General features: G+C 42.2%; 14 protein-coding genes. All 14 read left to right on the top strand.

Translation table 11 applies throughout. From position 1 onward, the window contains the following. The first annotated feature begins 160 nt into the window (after nucleotides 1–160). The 14 genes from GD631_RS07055 (at nucleotide 161) to GD631_RS06990 (ending at nucleotide 18,947) form a co-directional block, all read left to right on the top strand. Complete coding sequence (locus tag GD631_RS07055) at nucleotides 161–1,168, top strand: aspartate-semialdehyde dehydrogenase (RefSeq protein ID WP_004299708.1); 1,008 nt, start codon at nucleotides 161–163, stop codon at nucleotides 1,166–1,168. A 235-nt stretch (nucleotides 1,169–1,403) separates the two neighbouring features. Next, nucleotides 1,404–4,241: a TonB-dependent receptor gene (locus GD631_RS07050; protein WP_143256968.1), complete on the top strand. Its 2,838-nt coding sequence runs from the start codon at nucleotides 1,404–1,406 to the stop codon at nucleotides 4,239–4,241. A 4-nt stretch (nucleotides 4,242–4,245) separates the two neighbouring features. Next, nucleotides 4,246–5,478, top strand: a complete 1,233-nt coding sequence (locus GD631_RS07045) for a DUF4876 domain-containing protein (RefSeq protein WP_143256967.1) — start codon at nucleotides 4,246–4,248, stop codon at nucleotides 5,476–5,478. After that, on the top strand, nucleotides 5,471–6,979 hold the full coding sequence (locus GD631_RS07040) for a DUF6850 family outer membrane beta-barrel protein (protein WP_143256966.1): 1,509 nt from the start codon (nucleotides 5,471–5,473) through the stop codon (nucleotides 6,977–6,979). The genes GD631_RS07045 and GD631_RS07040 overlap by 8 nt, the downstream gene beginning before the upstream one ends. Before the next feature lie 39 nt (nucleotides 6,980–7,018). Beyond that, nucleotides 7,019–7,936, top strand: coding sequence for an FISUMP domain-containing protein (locus tag GD631_RS07035; RefSeq protein WP_143256965.1), 918 nt, complete (start codon nucleotides 7,019–7,021; stop codon nucleotides 7,934–7,936). 181 nt (nucleotides 7,937–8,117) lie between these two features. Further along, nucleotides 8,118–8,705 (top strand): hypothetical protein, encoded by a 588-nt coding sequence (locus GD631_RS07030; protein WP_143256964.1) that lies wholly within the window; start codon nucleotides 8,118–8,120, stop codon nucleotides 8,703–8,705. Continuing rightward, entirely contained in the window at nucleotides 8,692–9,258 is a 567-nt protein-coding gene (locus GD631_RS07025) for a PepSY-associated TM helix domain-containing protein (protein WP_065537510.1), read from the top strand. The genes GD631_RS07030 and GD631_RS07025 overlap by 14 nt, the downstream gene beginning before the upstream one ends. A 23-nt stretch (nucleotides 9,259–9,281) precedes the next feature. Then, a complete protein-coding gene (locus GD631_RS07020) occupies nucleotides 9,282–10,169 on the top strand; it encodes an ABC transporter ATP-binding protein (protein ID WP_143256963.1) in 888 nt (295 codons plus the stop codon). Nucleotides 10,170–10,239: 70 nt separating this feature from the next. Beyond that, nucleotides 10,240–10,908, top strand: a complete 669-nt coding sequence (locus GD631_RS07015; protein WP_015532263.1) for a hypothetical protein — start codon at nucleotides 10,240–10,242, stop codon at nucleotides 10,906–10,908. 39 nt (nucleotides 10,909–10,947) lie between these two features. Further along, entirely contained in the window at nucleotides 10,948–11,982 is a 1,035-nt protein-coding gene (locus tag GD631_RS07010) for a DUF4857 domain-containing protein (protein WP_143256962.1), read from the top strand. A 261-nt stretch (nucleotides 11,983–12,243) separates the two neighbouring features. Further along, the gene (locus GD631_RS07005) at nucleotides 12,244–13,524 is read left to right on the top strand and encodes a lamin tail domain-containing protein (protein ID WP_143256960.1); all 1,281 of its coding nucleotides are present in this window, start codon (nucleotides 12,244–12,246) and stop codon (nucleotides 13,522–13,524) included. 92 nt (nucleotides 13,525–13,616) lie between these two features. Next, a complete protein-coding gene (locus GD631_RS07000; RefSeq protein ID WP_143256959.1) occupies nucleotides 13,617–15,092 on the top strand; it encodes a sodium:solute symporter in 1,476 nt (491 codons plus the stop codon). Between the two features lie 4 nt (nucleotides 15,093–15,096). Further along, nucleotides 15,097–17,580 (top strand): DUF4922 domain-containing protein, encoded by a 2,484-nt coding sequence (locus tag GD631_RS06995; protein WP_143256958.1) that lies wholly within the window; start codon nucleotides 15,097–15,099, stop codon nucleotides 17,578–17,580. Beyond that, nucleotides 17,577–18,947, top strand: a complete 1,371-nt coding sequence (locus GD631_RS06990; protein WP_143256957.1) for a SpoIID/LytB domain-containing protein — start codon at nucleotides 17,577–17,579, stop codon at nucleotides 18,945–18,947. Before GD631_RS06995 ends, GD631_RS06990 begins: the two co-directional genes overlap by 4 nt. The last annotated feature ends 8 nt before the right edge of the window (nucleotides 18,948–18,955 follow it).

Genomic DNA, 18,955 nt, shown 5'->3' with positions numbered 1-18,955 from the left:
TTGATTATACGTAAGGTTAAAGAAATCCATCGAAAGCCTGAAATATTTCTCTCAAAAGCGATGTTTATATGCTAAATTGTTATAATTTTGCAGCCAAATCTTTCCGATTCGACAGAATGAAGGAAAGAATTCAATATTCACAATTTAACAAAAGAAAAAGATGAAAGTAGCTATTGTTGGCGTAAGCGGAGCCGTAGGACAAGAGTTCCTGCGCGTGCTCGATGAGAGAAACTTCCCGATGGACGAGTTAGTTTTGTTCGGTTCTAAACGTAGTGCCGGAACAACTTATACTTTCCGCGGTAAACAGATCGAGGTGAAACTCTTACAACACAATGATGACTTTAAAGGGGTAGACATTGCTTTCACTTCTGCCGGTGCAGGAACATCCAAGGAGTTCGAAAAAACAATCACCAAGTACGGTGCTGTGATGATCGACAACTCCAGCGCATTCCGTATGGATGCCGATGTACCTTTGGTTGTGCCTGAAGTAAATGCCGAAGACGCACTGGAACGTCCTCGTGGCGTTATTGCCAACCCCAATTGTACGACTATCCAAATGGTAGTTGCACTGAAAGCCATCGAAAAGCTTTCTCATATAAAAACCGTGCACGTATCTACCTATCAGGCAGCAAGTGGTGCAGGTGCTGCCGCTATGGACGAATTGTACGAACAATATCGTCAGGTATTGGCAAACGAGCCTGTGACTGTAGAGAAGTTTGCCTATCAGTTGGCTTTCAACCTGATTCCGCAGATTGACGTATTTACAGAGAACGGTTATACGAAAGAAGAGATGAAAATGTATAATGAGACACGTAAGATCATGCATTCTGACGTAAAGGTTAGTGCAACTTGTGTACGTGTTCCTGCATTACGCGCTCACTCTGAAAGTATCTGGGTAGAAACAGAACGTCCGATTTCCGTAGAAGAAGCTCGTGAAGCATTCGCTAACGGTGAAGGGCTGGTTCTTCAAGACAATCCGGCAGAAAAAGAATATCCGATGCCGCTGTTCCTGGCAGGTAAAGATCCGGTATATGTAGGCCGTATCCGCAAAGACCTGACAAACGAAAACGGATTGACTTTCTGGATTGTAGGTGACCAGATTAAGAAAGGTGCCGCCCTGAATGCTGTTCAGATTGCCGAATACCTGATTAAAGTAAAAAACATCTAGACTTCAAGAGAAGCATATAAATAAAACAAAATAAGTGACCGGCTTGCTATACGACAATCGTCGTAATGCAAGTCGGTCACTATTTTTATATACCTATTTATTATATCACAAACCATTTTTCGATTAACAGGCGAAAATCCCCATCACCACATATAGGTATCAAATGTCCAAAAATAGTCATTTATTGCGATTGCCCTGCATTATATATTTAGGGAACTTTGCACAAAATTTGTATATGGGACATTTTCGACTAAACATAGCGTTCTTTGGGCTTCTCTTTTGTATTGTATTTAAAGCCACAGCCAACCCGGGTACGTATACAATCTCTGGTCGTATCACCGAAGAAAAGACAAACACTCCATTACCGGGAGCATCCATCATTATCAAAGGTACCTATTTGTGGGCTGTATCCAATCAGAACGGAGATTTCACAATACAAGGAGTTCAGGAAGGAAAATGTAATCTGGAGGTTTCCTTTCTCGGTTACGTCACAACAACAATTCGGGTTGATATCCGCAGCAACGTCAAAGATCTAACGATACAACTCAAAGAAAATACCCTTGCGCTAGATGATGTAGTTATAACAGCACAAGCTCCCAAAAGTGAGTTGAATACGACTCTCATCATTGGAAGCAATGCTTTGGAACACCTTCAAGTATCTAACGTCAGCGACATATCCGCCCTTCTTCCGGGAGGAAAGACGAAAGTCCCGGATCTGACTACCAATAATGTATTTTCACTAAGAGACGGAGGTTCAACCGTTGGCAACGCCACTTTCGGAACAGCAGTAGCTGTAGACGGTATACGCATGGGAAATAATGCATCTTTCGGTAATATGAGCGGAATAGATACACGCAGTATTGCCGTTACAAATATAGAATCGGTAGAAGTCATAACAGGTGTACCTTCAGCAGAGTATGGAGATTTGAACAGTGGCATGGTCAATATCCGGACAAAAAAAGGTAAAACACCTTGGGAGATCTTATTGGCCATTAATCCCCGCACAGAACAGTTTTCATTTTCAAAAGGACTGGCTCTGGGAAATGACAAAGGTACCGTTAATATCAGTGGCGAGTGGACAAAAGCCACCCGGAAATTATCATCACCCTACACTTCCTACACACGAAGAGGATTCTCTGCAAACTATAATAATACATTCCGGAACATTTTCAGATTTAATATCGGTTTCACTGGAAACATCGGAGGTATGAACACCAAGGATGATCCCGATGCCTATACCGGAGAATATACAAAAGTAAGGGATAACGTGTTCCGGGCAAACACATCATTAAGCTGGTTGCTCAACAAGTCATGGATTACCAATCTGAAATTTGACGCATCCCTCCATTACAATGATAATAAGTCACACGCACATACTCCCTACACGTATGCGTCTGAACAACCGGCTGTACATGCTGAACAGGAAGGTTATTTCCTTGCCGATAAACTGCCTTATTCGTATTTCGCCGACCAAATTATAGATTCAAAAGAACTGGATTATGCCGCTTCCCTAAAATACGAGTGGAACCGACGTTTTAAAAAGGTGAACAGTAATCTGATAGCAGGAATTCAGTGGAAATCAACAGGTAACATAGGAGAAGGGGAATACTACCAAAACCCGTCATTAGCTCCTAACGGATATCGCCCGCGTCCGTACATTGCTTATCCGTATATGCATAATGTTTCACTTTATGCTGAAGAGAATCTGACAGTACCTCTCGGAAGCACTACACTAAGACTCATGGCAGGTATACGCTGGGAAAAGATTTTCATCAGTGGAACAGAATATAAAAACCTGAATACGTTTTCACCACGTTTCAATGCCAAATGGCAGTTGAACCGGAATATATCAATCCGTGGTGGATGGGGAGTTGCCGAGAAACTGCCGTCTTATTACATTCTCTATCCCAGACAGGAGTATCGTGACATACAAACTTTTGGTGTTTCTTATAACAATAACGAATCATCCTACGTCTATTACAGCCAACCATACGTGCTCTTACATAATAAAAACTTGCGTTGGCAACGGAATCAAAACGCAGAATTGGGAGTCGATATCGAAATCGCAAAGACCAAGATATCATTGGTTGGTTATTTCAACCGTACTAAAAATCCTTATAAATACACCAATGCCTATACTCCGTTTTCTTATGATGTCCTGCAATTACCGGACGGATTCAGCATGCCTGCCAATCCGCAAATTAACGTAAACAACCAAACAGGAATGGTGTATATACGCGGAAATGAATCGGAGAAGTGGGTACCTATGGACGTAAAAGTAACGAACCGTACTTTTGTCAATTCCGTTTCACCGGACAACGGACCGGATATCAATCGCCGGGGAGTGGAAATGATTGTCGATTTTCCCGAAATAACTCCTATTCGTACACAATTGAGACTGGATGCCAGCTATGATTATATGAAATATATAGATAATTCGTTGTCTTACTACTATCAAACAGGGTGGTCACATACCGGTATCCCAAATCGTTCCTACCAATATGTAGGTATCTATGCCAACGGAGATAATTCATCGACAACAGCTAACGGCAAACGTACTCATTCTCTGGACGCCAATATAACGGCAATAACCCGTATCCCCAAAGCCAGATTGATTATATCATTCCGGCTGGAGGCCTCTCTATTAAAACGGTCACAGAACCTGTCCGAATACAACGGTAAAGAATATGCTTTCAATGTAAGTGATAATAGTAATGCGGGAACAGGAGGTAGTATTTATGACGGCAATTCGTATACAGCGATTTATCCGGTAGCATACCTTGATCTCAATAATGAGATACGCCCTTTTACCGAAAAAGAAGCCCAGAATTCCGCATTCGCAAACCTGATACGCAAATCGGGCAATGCCTATACGTTCGCTGCGGATGGATACGATCCCTATTTCTCCGCCAATATCAATATAACCAAAGAAATAGGCGATCATGTCTCGCTCGCTCTCAATGCGATCAACTTCACGAATTCACGGAAGTATGTAACCTCTTACGCAACAGGAGTAAGCGCCATTTTTACTCCGGATTTTTACTATGGATTAACTTGCCGCATAAAATTCTAGAACAATGAAGCAACTAGCATACATATTATTACTGATGACATTCCTCACCACAGGAAGTTGTACAGACATTGACAAGGACAACCCTTACGATAACCAACTGCATACGCTTCAAGTAAATGCAGTATATCCGGACGAATACTCAGATTATCTCCGAGAAGGAGTTATCGTAAAAATCGAAGATATAGACCGGGGGAATTCGTATACGTCAAAAACAGATAAAAACGGAACAGTCCGTTTCAGCCTGACCAAAGGCATATACCGCATTCAGATAAGTGATAAAGCGGAGCAGGATATCTTCAACGGATTGGCAGACAAGGTGAAACTTGTGAATGGAGACCTCGCCCTCAATCTGCCACTGGTGCACTCCAGGTCCGGTGACATTGTTATCAAGGAGATTTATTGCGGGGGATGCACCAAGCTACCGTTTGAAGGCAACTATCAGTCAGACAAATACATGATTCTACACAACAACACCTCCGAGACACAATATCTCGATGGTTTATGCTTCGGCTCACTCGATCCTTATAACTCGCAGGCAACCAATGTATGGGTAACACAGGATGAATCGACTGGAGCTACCATCTTTCCGGACTTTTTACCTGTGGCACAGTGTGTCTGGCAGTTCGGAGGTACGGGACAGACATTCCCTTTGGCTCCTGGCGAAGATGCCGTAGTTGTTATCTGCGGAGCTATCGACCACGCAGCGCAATACCCCCAATCGGTCAATCTGAACAAACCCGGATATTTCGTTTGTTATAATCCCGTATATTTCTGGAATACATTGTATCACCCCGCACCGGGCGACCAGATAACGCCAGACCATTATCTGAATGTTGTGATAAAAACAGGACAGGCAAATGCTTATACTTTCTCTGTATTTTCTCCTGCCACTGTCTTGTTTAAGGCAAAAGACACTACCATACAAGATTTTGTATCGCAGGCAGACAATGTTATTCAAAAACCCGGAAGCACAGTAGACAGGATTGTTAAAGTACCGGTCGACTGGGTATTAGACGCAGTAGAAATATACTATGGAGGTTCTTCCAATAATATGAAACGTATGCCGCCTTCTGTCGATGCGGGTTATGTTACTCAAAGTGCGCTATATGACGGACGAACCCTGTACCGCCATACCGATGAAGAAGCCTCTCGTGAAGCAGGCTATGAAATACTGGAAGATACCAACAACTCTTCCTCGGACTTTTATGAAAGAGAAAAACAATCCCTGCATGAGTAATATGAAACGAATATATATAACTTGTCTTTTCTTGTACGTGGCATCCACAGTCTCGGCACAATCTTACGATCTTGTGGAACGGCGTAATCCTTGGAATGCCGGAGCAAACGTTACCGGAATAATGGTGGACAGTACCACCGTTTCCTATGCTGAACTATATGGCAGGAATAATCATGGCGATTTCCACAATTATTACGAAGCTGATAAGTTATGGAACGCAGGTGCAATAGCAAAGTCTATCACACATCTAAAAAGCTATTCTCTGACAGGTTCATTTTCGTTTGATCACACTTCCGGTAGAAATATGAGTGGTTCTATGTTCATTCATCCGGGATTCTACCCGGTAGACATACTGGAATTTACTCCCGGCCGGAAAGATTTACAGACTTATGCTTTCATGGGAGGTATAGCCAAAGACATTGCCCCCTGTTGGCGTATAGGCGGAAAAATAGACTTTACCTCCGCCAACTACTCGAAACGTAAAGATCTGCGGCATACCAATTATAGACTAGACTTAAAAGTAGCTCCAAGTATAATGTATCATTCGGATGACTATGCCATAGGATTCTCTTACATTTTTGGCAAGAACAGTGAATCGGTCAAAGCAGAAGAAATCGGCACCGCTGCTACATCGTACTATGCCTTCTTGGACAAAGGACTAATGTACGGTGCGTATGAGACATGGGAAGGCAGCGGAATTCATCTGAATGAATCGGGTATGAATGGATTTCCTATTAAAGAACTATCTCACGGAGCAGCCGCTCAATTCCAATGGAAGGCTTTTTATGTAGATGTGGAATACAGCCATTCATCAGGTTCGGCTGGAGAAAAGGAAAGCATCTGGTTCAAATTCCCGGCCAATCGGGTCACTTCACACTTGAGCTATCGTTTCTCAAAAGGAAATGCAGCACACTTCCTACGGTTAAATTTGACTTGGTCACGCCAATTTAATAATGAAAATGTATTAGGTCGGGAAACTTCCAACGGAATAACGACTACTCATGTTTATGGTTCTAACCGCATTTTTGAAAGAAGTGTCTTTTCTGTCCAATCCGAATATGAGTTCATAGCCCCCCGGAGAGAACTACGCTTTGGCGCGAATGTGTCATCATTGAAAAGTCTGACTACACAGATGTTCCCCTACTCCGTTTCACAGACCATGACATGTGGGCGTATATACCTTGCCGGCACATTCCACACCAAACTGTTTGATCTGAAAACTTCCGGTATTTTCTCTGCCGGAGATTATACGGAGAAGAGTAAAACAGTTAAAACTGAATCAGAGGCGGGTGAACCTCCGTACCGATTGACAGAGTATTATAATCTACAGAACGAATACGCAACAGCCCCCCGACTAACGTTTGAAGTTGGACTCCGATACAAGTTTTATCGAGGAATCTATGCAGAAATCCAAGCCGAATATACACATGGTTTCAACCTTAAATACATAGCAGGAGCAAATCGGTGGAATGAAACCATCAAACTAGGATATACATTTTAAATTAATCAATATAATTATATAAACTAAATTTATCAGAACATGAAAAAGTACTTAATGTTTATGCTCGCAGCAGCACTCTTCGCATCTTGTAGTGATGATGACAAATTACCGAAAGAAGACGAAACACCAGGTGATACTAATTTTGAGGAACATGATGGATATTTCGTCTATTATGGAGAGACTTATAAAACAATCAAACTTGCTAACGGAACGACTTGGATGGCAGAACCATTACGTTATGTGCCGGAAGGATATACGCCGTCAAGTGACCCGACAGCTGACGCTCATATTTGGTATCCGTATCAACTTACTGGAGTTACAGATAAAATTACAGCTACCGGTGCAGAAGCTTTAACCGATGAGAACTCTATAAAAAAGCTAGGCTATTTCTATGACATATATGCGGCACTTGGCGGTAAGGAAGTGACGGCTGAGAATTGCTATGAGTTTGAAAGCGCTCAAGGTATCTGTCCTAAAGGGTGGCATATTCCTACCCGTGCCGAATTCCTTGATTTATGTGGTCTTGCTAAAGGAGGTCAAGGCGAAAGTGATACGACTAAAGAAGATGCTCTTTTCTATGACAAGGAATATAGTGGAGGAAATATGAGTAAATACAACGCTGCGGGCTGGAACTATGTTCTATCAGGTGTGAGAATGCAAAGTACTTTTGCCGCTACACCTACATATCAGTTAACAACGTTCTATTCAGGTAATACAACATCAGAAACTTTAGAAAAATATAAAGGACAACCGGCTTTGACATATATTATGTCTTCTACCTGTTACGCGCCACTTTATCTAGACAAGACAGATCCAACAAAACTAACCAATATCCAGTTCTTCACCCAAATGACAACATTTACAAAAAGCTATCCCGAAGGACGCATCAACGTTCCTTATATCAGCATTAAATCAGGTCAGCAACTCCGTTGTGTAAAGGACCAAGCCGCTAATTAAAGAACTAATATTTGTTTCATGCCCTGAAACACTTTGTTTCTCGGCGTGAAACCAATGGTTTCGAGGCTTGAAACGAATGGTTTCAAATAGGATTTAAACTCCCCGCTCGTAAGGCGAACTATTATAAGCTATAAACAAACGAAAAACTGATTACAAACTATATAAAAACGAAGCAATAATAATGAAAACAAAAAAGTTAACAATCGCAATTGCCCTTATGGCAATAACCTTTATCGGAACTTCATGTGGTAACAAACAACAGAAAAGCGCATCAGAAGCGACAACAGAACAGTCTGCATCTTCCGCTTTGGAAATCGATTCTCTCCTTGCCAATGCCGAAAACCTTGCAGGGCAAGAAGTTACCATTGAAGGCGTTTGCACACATACCTGCAAACATGGTGCAAAGAAAATCTTCCTGATGGGTAGTGACGATACACAAGTGATCCGTGTAGAAGCCGGAACATTGGGAGCCTTCGATCCTAAATGTGTAAACTCTATCGTCCGTGTTACCGGAACATTAAAAGAACAACGCATCGACGAAGCCTACCTCCAAAACTGGGAAGCGCAACTGAAAGCACAGACTGCCGAGAAACACGGAACAAGCGAAGCCGGATGCGACTCTGAAAAGAAAGCACGCGGCGAAACGGCTAACAGCCCCGAAGCCCGCATCGCAGACTTCCGCGCAAAAATAGCCGACCGCAAGGCAGAAACGGGAAAAGAGTATTTATCTTTCTATTTTATGGAAGCTAATTCGTATGAAGTGGAGTAGTAACATCCGTAAATGGAGTCGGCTCATACACCGTGACCTGTCATTTTTCTTTTCCGGAATGGTATTGATATATGCCATTTCCGGAATTGTAATGAATCACCGCGACACGATTAATCCGAACTTCTCCATCACACGGAAAGAATATAAAATAGCGGAAAAGCTACCTGATAAAGCTGGAATGAGTAAAGAGAAAGTACTTACTCTACTGGAACCGTTAGGAGAAACCGGCAACTATACCAAATATTACTTCCCGAAAACGGATGTAATGAAAGTATTCTTGAAAGGCGGTTCCAACCTCCTGGTAAACGTGAAGACAGGAGAAGCGGTATATGAATCTGTCACCCGTCGCCCGCTTATCGGAGCAATGTCCCGTTTACATTACAATCCGGGACAATGGTGGACTTACTTCGCGGATATTTTCGCTATCGCCCTTATTATCATTACTCTCTCCGGCATCATCATGCTGAAAGGGAACAAGGGCATTATCGGCAGAGGAGGAATAGAAATCATTGTCGGAATCTTGATTCCCATTCTTTTCCTTTTCTTCTTTTGAATCGAAATAACAGATAAAATCAAATGGAACAAATTATCGAATGTAACAACCTGACGCACTACTATGGCAAACGGTTGATTTACGAAAACCTTAGTTTCACAGTGCCTAAAGGACGTATCCTGGGACTATTGGGAAAGAACGGTACGGGCAAAACCACAACTATCAATATCTTGAGCGGTTACCTGAAACCCCGTTCGGGAGAATGCCGCATCTTCGGACAGGAGATACAAACAATGGCACCGGCTCTGCGCCGCAATATCGGACTGCTCATCGAAGGTCATGTGCAATACCAATTCATGACCATCACCGAAATAGAAAAATTCTACGCAGCCTTCTACCCCGGCCAGTGGAAAAAAGAAGCGTACTACGAACTGATGAATAAACTGAAAGTAGCTCCCGGACAACGTATCTCACGTATGTCCTGCGGACAGCGCTCTCAAGTAGCTCTCGGACTTATCCTTGCACAAAATCCGGAACTTCTGGTACTGGACGACTTCTCACTCGGACTCGATCCCGGCTACCGCCGCCTGTTTGTCGACTATCTCCGCGACTACGCCCGCTCGGAAGGAAAAACCGTCTTTCTGACTTCACATATCATTCAGGATATGGAACGTCTCGTTGACGACTGCATTATTATGGACTACGGAAAGATACTGATTCAGAAACCAATCGCCGAATTACTGGAAAAAGGACGTCGCTACACCTTCACTATACCCGAAGGTTATGAACTTCCTGCATCGGATGATTTCTACCATCCTTCTGTCATGCGGAACCAGTTGGAGACTTTCTCCTTCCTGCAACCGGCAGAAACAGAAGCCAAACTGAAATCAATGTCAGTGCCCTACACAGACTTGCACTGTGAACAAGTGAATTTGGAAGATGCCTTTATCGGGCTCACCGGGAAATACTGATTAAATTAAGAACAAGAGTTGGCAACTCGTAACCCATAAATCATCATTCATAAATCATAAATCCTCAAGAATGTACGCTATATTTTATAAAGAATGGATAAAGACACGGTGGTATTTTCTGCTTGCCGTGCTCGCCACACTTGGTTTTACAGGCTACTGTATGCTCCGCATCAACCGGGTGGTAGAAATGAAAGGGGCTGCCCATGTATGGGAAGTCATGCTGCAACGGGATGTCATCTTCATTGATATGCTGCAATATATCCCTCTGATTGCCGGAATCCTGATGGCAATCGTGCAGTTTGTCCCCGAGATGCAACGCAAATGTTTGAAACTGACTCTCCATCTGCCTTATCCGGAACTGAAAATGACAGGCAATATGTTACTATCCGGACTCATATTGCTTCTTGTCTGCTTCGCTTCCAATTTCCTGTTGATGGAGATCTATCTAAACGGAATACTTGCTCATGAACTCAAAAACCACATACTGCTAACCGCTTTAACGTGGTATCTCGCCGGCATCTCCGGCTATCTGCTCGTCGCATGGATTTGCCTCGAACCGGCATGGAAACGCCGTATCCTGAATCTCATTATCGCAGTATTGTTACTCCGAATCTTCTTCCTGTCGCCTACACCGGAAGCATACAACAAGTTTCTCCCTTATTTAGTGGTCTATACTTTGTTGACAGCCTCTTTCTCGTGGCTCTCTATCGTACGGTTCAAGGCCGGAAAACAGGATTAACCAATAAAAATAAAAGATTAAATATTAAAAGATTGAGAAATGAGACGTTTCAGTACCATACTATTATATGTAACCATCGCTTTTCTGCTTCTTTGGCAGTTGCCTTGGTGTTACAATTTCTTTATCGTAAAGCCGGAAAAGACTCCCTTTACCCTGTATAGTTTCGTAATTGGCGATTTCGCCCAGATGGGACAAGAAGAAGGGAAAGGAACCGTGCGCCGCGACCTTGCAGGAAACATTTATTCGGAAGCTGCTTTCGACAGCATCCTGCCTATGTTTTATTTCCGCCAGTTGATGTCTGATGAGCGTTTTCCGGATACCATTCAAGGAATCGCAGTGACTCCCAAAATGGTGCAGACGGAAAACTTCAACTTCCGTAGTGTACCTTCGGATATAAACACGCCTTCTATCGGACTTTACCCGCTGATGGAATCTATGTCAGGACGTGTAGACCTGAAAATGCCGGATGACGTATTCCGTATCACCTCCAAAGGGATCGAATTTATCGACATGGCTACCAACAGCGTGAAGGAAGATAAAAGCCTTCAGTTTACCGAAGCTATGACTAAGAAGGATTTTCGTTTTCCGGCAACGGAGATCGTAGGAAATCCGACAGTAAAAAAGGAGTATGACGAAGGTTATCTTCTGTTGGACGCAGACCGTCGTCTGTTTCATCTGAAACAGGTGAAAGGACGTCCGTATGTCCGTGCCATCACCTTGCCTGAAGGACTGACATTAGAACATCTGTATCTGACCGAGTTCAGAAACAAAAAGACACTTGCTTTTATGACCGATGTCAACAACGCTTTCTATGTGTTGCAGAACCGGACATATGAAATCGTAAAAACTGGGATTCCGGCATTTGATCCAAAAACGGATGCGCTCACCATCATCGGTAATATGTTCGACTGGACAGTCCGCGTGACAACTCCGGCTTCAGACAATTATTACGCATTGGATGCCAACGATTATTCGTTGATAAAGAAGTTGGAAAACAAATCGAACGTTCATTCCATGCCAGGTATTACGTTCACATCTTACACTGATAAATATGTAATGCCACGCTTCGAATAATGTCTCAATATTGAATGTAACATCAGTGAGGGGTTATCAAAAGTCATATTTAATTTATTGACTTTTGATAACCCCTCACTGTTTCCTTTCCACGCATTTACAAAAAACAAAAGGATTTACAATTATTTCTTCAATAAATATGGTCTTTTTCCAACAAAGAAGTCTACCTTTGTCAACTCATTCAACTATTAAAACCGCAATTGCTTCTGCATTATACACAAACAAATACGGTAAAACGAAAAAACTCAAATTAAAAAACGTATGAAAGTTTACCAAGCATTTGCTTTCCTAAGTATCTTCATCATATTGTTCTATAATTGTTCGCTCCCTGCTGATGACGAAGAAAAGGGAGATTTGGAAGGAGAAGACACTATCACGCCCGACCTTCCCTGGGAAGGAGAGATGGACAAATTTACCATCAATTCTAAAGAAGGAATCCATCTGAATGATCCACAGGAAGACGCCGGAACAGCTTATGTCACCATTCCTTCCACTTCTGTAAAAAATACCCGTTGGGAATTTGGAGTTCATCTTACCTTCAACCCTTCCGCCAACAATTATGCACGATTTTATCTGACTTCTTCCTCAAACATTCTTTCCGGTAATTTAAACGGTTATTATATTCAGATAGGAGGAGCAAAAGATAATGTAACTCTTTATCGTCAAAACGGAGACCAATCTAAACTACTGGCCTCGGGAAGAGAGTTGATGAAAGGAGACTCTTCACCAAAACTATATATAAAAGTAGAATGTGACAATAATGGTTACTGGACTTTTTGGACACGACGTGAATCCGAGAATGAATACGTAAAAGAAAAACAAATAAAAGATACCGATATACAAACTTCTCACTATTGCGGTATATACTGCATTTATACCAAAACCCGCTGTAAAGGATTCACATTTCATCACATACAGCTATCTAATAACGTAGAAACGGACACTACACCTGATGAAACACCTGATAATCCCGGAACAGATCTACCGGACAACCCTGACACTCCCGAATTACCGGAAGATGTAAGAGGTATGCTTCTTTTCAATGAAATAATGTATAACAATGCTACTGATGGTGCAGAATATATAGAAATCTACAATCCGGGAGAAAAAGCAATTAGTCTGCCAGCTCTCTATCTATATAAAATGTATGAAAGCGGCACCGTATACAGCACCACAACTCTTTACAAGGAGAATTCCTCCGCTCCCCTCACCATTCCATCCAAAAGTTATCTTTGCTTCACCAAATACACCGGTAAGGTCATTCAAAAACATAAAGTAAATGGAGAGAACCTGATAGAAATATCCAAATTCCCGACTCTTAATAACGACGGAGGCTATCTGGCACTCTCTTGTAGCGAGAAACCGGAGAAAGGACAAACTTTTGATACTTGTCGTTTTAGAGATGAGATGCACGATACTGACAACAAAAGGACAACCGGCATTTCACTTGGAAAGAAATCACCGGAGTTGTCTTCACTCAATAAGAATTGGCGTTCCTCCAAGCATGTCACCGGAGGCACACCGGGAATAAAAAACATATAAGAGTATACATATATATGATAAATTCCCTACTTTTGTAGACAAAGAAAAACTGATTCGGATCATTCATCCTCAAACGAACTTAAATAGCAGATATGAGTCCAGCCGTTATATCTATTACTATTGTGGCATACTTTATAATCCTGTTCACTATCTCTTATATAGCAGGACACAAAGCCGACAATGAGGGATTTTTTGTCGGAAACCGTAAATCGGCATGGTATATTGTTGCTTTTGCCATGATTGGTTCCACGATTTCGGGGGTTACTTTTGTCTCTGTTCCGGGCATGGTACAAACCAGCTGTTTCTCTTATCTGCAAATGGTACTCGGCTTTATAGTCGGGCAGTTTATTATAGCCTTTGTACTTGTCCCACTGTTCTATCGGATGAATCTAGTTTCTATTTATGAATATTTGGAGAACAGATTCGGAGCATCATCTTATAAAACAGGAGCATGGTTCTTCTTTATCTCAAAGATGCTGGGAGCTGCCGTTCGACTATTTCTGGTATGCCTGACACTGCAACTGCTGATCTTTGAGCCTTTCCATCTTCCTTTCCTGTTGAATGTCATGCTTACTGTATTTATAGTATGGCTCTATACCTTCCGGGGCGGAGTGAAATCATTGATATGGACGGATGTGCTGAAAACATTCTGCCTGGTAGTCTCTGTGGTACTATGCATTCATTACATAGCTTCCAGCTTGCACCTCAACTTTAGCGGCCTGATTACTACCATATCAGATAGTGACTTCTCCAAAACATTTTTCTTTGATGACGTGAACGACAAACGCTATTTCTTCAAACAGTTCCTTGCAGGAGTGTTCACCGTCATTGCCATGAACGGACTCGACCAGGATATGATGCAACGCAATCTTAGCTGTAAGAACTTCCGGGATTCTCAAAAGAATATGATTACAAGCGGTATCTCGCAATTCTTTGTCATTTTGTTGTTCCTCATGCTCGGTGTATTGCTTTATACATTTACGGCAAAGCAGGGAATCGCCAATCCGGACAAGAGTGATGAGATATTCCCAATGATTGCCACAGGAGATTATTTTCCGGGAATAGTAGGTATACTCTTTATCATCGGATTAATAGCTTCCGCTTACTCGGCTGCCGGTTCGGCACTTACGGCCCTGACCACTTCTTTCACTGTAGATATCTTACATGCACAGCGAAAAGGAGATACAGCGCTTAGCAAGATACGCAAACATGTACATATCGGTATGGCTATTGTTATGGGAATCGTTATTTTCATTTTCAACCTACTGAACAATACCAGTGTGATCGATGCTATTTATACATTAGCCAGTTACACCTATGGTCCCATCCTCGGACTATTTGCTTTCGGTATCTTCACCAAGAAACAAGTTTATGACAAATATATTCCGTTGGCAGCTATCGCTTCTCCTGTACTTTGTTATGTCCTGCAAAGGAATTCGGAAGCATGGTTCAACGGTTATCAAATCAGCTACGAATTACTGATAATCAATGCTTTGTTTACCTTTATCGGGCTATCTTTGCTCATTAAAAAACAAGACAAAGCGACGTCACACCCCATTAAAAAATAAGATAATGAAAACAACAATCAACTGTTTTCTCCCTTTTAGCAGGTTGGAAGAAACCATGAAAACGGTGAAAGAATTACGTGCATCGGAGTTAGTAGATAACATCTATTTATTAGCATCCCCTATTACCAATGTCTGTCTTCCCGGATGTGAACTTATCAATGTAGAGAAGTTACAATCCACAGAAGCAATGCAAGCCATTGCCGCACATTCAAACGGAACATATACCTTGCTTTATACCAAACATACTGCGCTGCAATTGAATCTGTTTGCACTTGAGAGAATGGTTCAAATCATGGAAATGAGTCAGGCAGGCATGGTATACGCGGATCACAATCAACAGGTGGGCGGCACAGTAAAACCGACTCCAACCATTGACTATCAACTCGGCAGTCTTCGGGATGATTTCGATTTCGGTTCATTATTATTGTTCCGAAGCGATGATTTCAAGAAAGCAGCAAAAGCTACAAAAGAGAAATATCAATATGCAGGTCTATATGATTTAAGACTCAAAGTTTCTCAAAAGAGCGAACTGGTGCATATCAATGAATATCTATACACGGAAGTAGAAAATGACCTACGAAAAAGCGGTGAAAAACAATTTGACTACGTAGACCCTAAAAATCGCCAGGTACAAATCGAAATGGAACAGGCATGTACCAGTCATTTAAAAGCAATCGGCGGCTATCTGAATCAGGATGCCCGACTTGTGGACTTTTCCAGTTCCGTTTTCGAATATGAAGCTTCTGTTATTATCCCCGTGCGCAACCGCATACGCACGATTAAAGAGGCTGTTCAGTCAGCTTTAAGTCAGCAAACGACTTTCCCTTTCAATGTCATTGTGATTGATAATCATTCAACAGACGGCACGTCTGAAGTACTTCAATCACTAAGCACCGACCAACGGCTGATCCACGTAATTCCTGATAAGGACAGTCTTGGCATCGGTGGTTGCTGGAATGTAGGCATCCACCATGAAAAATGTGGAAAGTTTGCCGTTCAGCTTGACAGCGACGATGTGTACAAAGACGAATATACCCTGCAAATCATAGTCGACGCTTTCTATCAACAGAAATGCGCCATGGTAATCGGCACTTATATGATGACCGACTTTGAGATGCAGGAAATTGCTCCCGGCATCATTGACCATAAAGAATGGACACCCGACAACGGACGGAACAACGCATTACGTATCAACGGTCTGGGAGCTCCCCGTGCATTCTATACGCCCATTCTTCGGGAAATCAAAGTTCCGAACACAAGCTATGGAGAGGACTATGCCCTTGGATTGAGAATTTCACGCGATTATCAGATAGGCAGAATATACGACGTGATTTACCTTTGCCGCCGATGGGAAGGAAATTCGGACGCTGCATTGTCCATCGAGAAAGTCAACCAAAACAATTTGTATAAAGACCGGCTTCGCACCTGGGAACTGCAACAACGCATCCAACAACAAGATGCGCTATTAGAGAATTTCCAGCAAGAAATCGAACAGTTATTCCAAAAGCAAATCCTTTCATGGGAACTTGCCAAAGAGAATTTCCGAGCGCTGGAACAATATCGGGAACAAACAAAAAAAATGAATGGAGAGATAGATGGCGAATATGTACAAGCACAATTATTCTTTAATCCGAAACGTATTTTGTCGACTACCGCACAGACAGATGCCACCTCTATTCACTCGCGGTCTTGCTTCCTCTGCCAGACAAACCGCCCGCAGGAACAAGAGTTTCTCAGCTATAGGAATTATCAGATACTGGTAAATCCCTACCCCATATTCAATACCCACCTCACGATCGCGGATAAGAAACATCAACCGCAATCCATAACCGGACGTTTTGAAGACATGATAGAATTCACCGACATCATGAAAGACTACTTCCTCATGTATAATGGTCCGGAATGTGGAGCCTCAGCTCCCGACCATGCTCATTTTCAAGCCTGTAGCAAAAACGAAATCATATATGGAGTGTTTTACGATACCGATAACGATAATACTTGTTCGAAATTAATAGACAACGATCAGGTGAATATAATTTCTGTAAATTCTCCTGTCTGTTTAATCAATATCCAGGCGGACAATAAGAAAACAATGTCAGAAACCTTTTATCAGATTTACGACATTTTGGCGGCAAATAGCCACGGGAAAGAGCCCATGATGAATATTCTTGCCTGGTATGGTCTGGAACGCACCAAAGAATTCTTCGGAGATAACTACGACTATGAATTTGAATCAGTGGCCGCACGCCCTTATTCTTGTAATATCTTCCTACGCAACAAACATCGTCCGGACTGTTACTACGCAGAAGGAGCCGAACAGATTCTTATTAGTCCCGCCATTGCCGAAATGAACAGAATATTTCCCATAGTACGTGAAGAAGATATGAAGAAACTGACTATTGAAAAGATATACGATATCTATCGGGAAGTATCTATATCTCAGGAAAAGCTACAAGAAATATCAGAACGCATTAAAGCCGTATTATGACCGAACCTCATATCGCAGTTGGAATTCTTTCCGGAAAAGAGATTAGGTTCTCTTTTCCGGAAAGCTTTATATCTTCTGATGGAATAGTAATCTCCGGAATACAGCAAACCGTCTATCAGAAAGGAAAAATCTGTTGGCAGGGGAAAGAGTATGACAAACTATCCTTCACTCCTCAACAGCCTACTTCTTCTTTCTTCGAACTGCAGGATGTTACTATCGGCATCAACTTTCATTGGGAACGTAAAGAAAGTCAAAGGTTCAAAGGAGAGCTAAAAATAATCATTGAAGAAGAGCAACTCACTGCTATCAATGTGATCTCCATCGAGGAATATCTCATCAGTGTGATTTCATCAGAAATGAGTGCTACTGCTTCTTTAGAACTACTAAAGGCACATGCCGTTATCTCCCGAAGCTGGCTGTTGAATAAGTGGAAGACAGAGAGTAGAAACCAAGAAATGGAGAACGAGAAAATAGGAAAGTCTATACAAAAGGATAGCGTAGCCAATTCTCAATTCTCCATCCTCAATTCTCAATTTATCAAATGGTACGACCACGAAGCACACAAGAACTTTGACGTATGTGCAGACGATCACTGCCAACGGTATCAAGGAATTACACGTGCCTCAACACCACAAGCTATCGAGGCAGTCATTGCTACCCGGGGTGAAGTATTGATGTATGCAGGAACGATTTGTGACACCCGTTTCTCTAAATGTTGCGGCGGAGCTTTTGAAGAGTTCCAGAATTGTTGGGAAAACGTAAAGCACCCCTATCTCATCGGTCAACGGGATTGTAAGGTCGAAAACCAACTGCCCGATTTGACAATAGAGACAGAGGCTGACAAATGGATCCGTACTTCACCTGACGCATTCTGCAACACGCAGGATAAAGAGATTCTAGGCCAGGTATTAAACAACTATGACCAGGAAACGGCAGACTTCTATCGTTGGAAAGTCAGCTATTCCCAACAAGAACTTTCAACACTGATTCATCAACGTTCGGGAATTGATTTCGGGCAAATTCTGGATTTAATTCCTATAGAACGTGGAACGTCGGGACGTCTTGTGCGATTGAAAATTGTAGGAACTTTGCGAACGCTTATTATCGGAAAAGAACTGGAAATACGTCGTACCCTATCTACTTCCCATCTGTATAGCTCCGCCTTCGTAGTAGACAAGGAATATGAAGAAAAAGGACATAAAGAGGATAAAATACCTTCACGATTCATCCTTACCGGAGCCGGATGGGGACATGGAGTAGGACTTTGTCAGATTGGTGCTGCCGTAATGGGAGAGCAAGGTTACAAATATGAAGAAATACTGTCTCACTATTACCCCGGCAGTACGCTCGAAAAACAATATCAATAAAAAAGAAT

Source organism: Bacteroides luhongzhouii (assembly GCF_009193295.2).
Lineage (GTDB): Bacteria > Bacteroidota > Bacteroidia > Bacteroidales > Bacteroidaceae > Bacteroides > Bacteroides luhongzhouii.
Note: the sequence above shows the minus strand (reverse complement) of the source record. Positions and strands in the feature narration are given on the sequence as shown.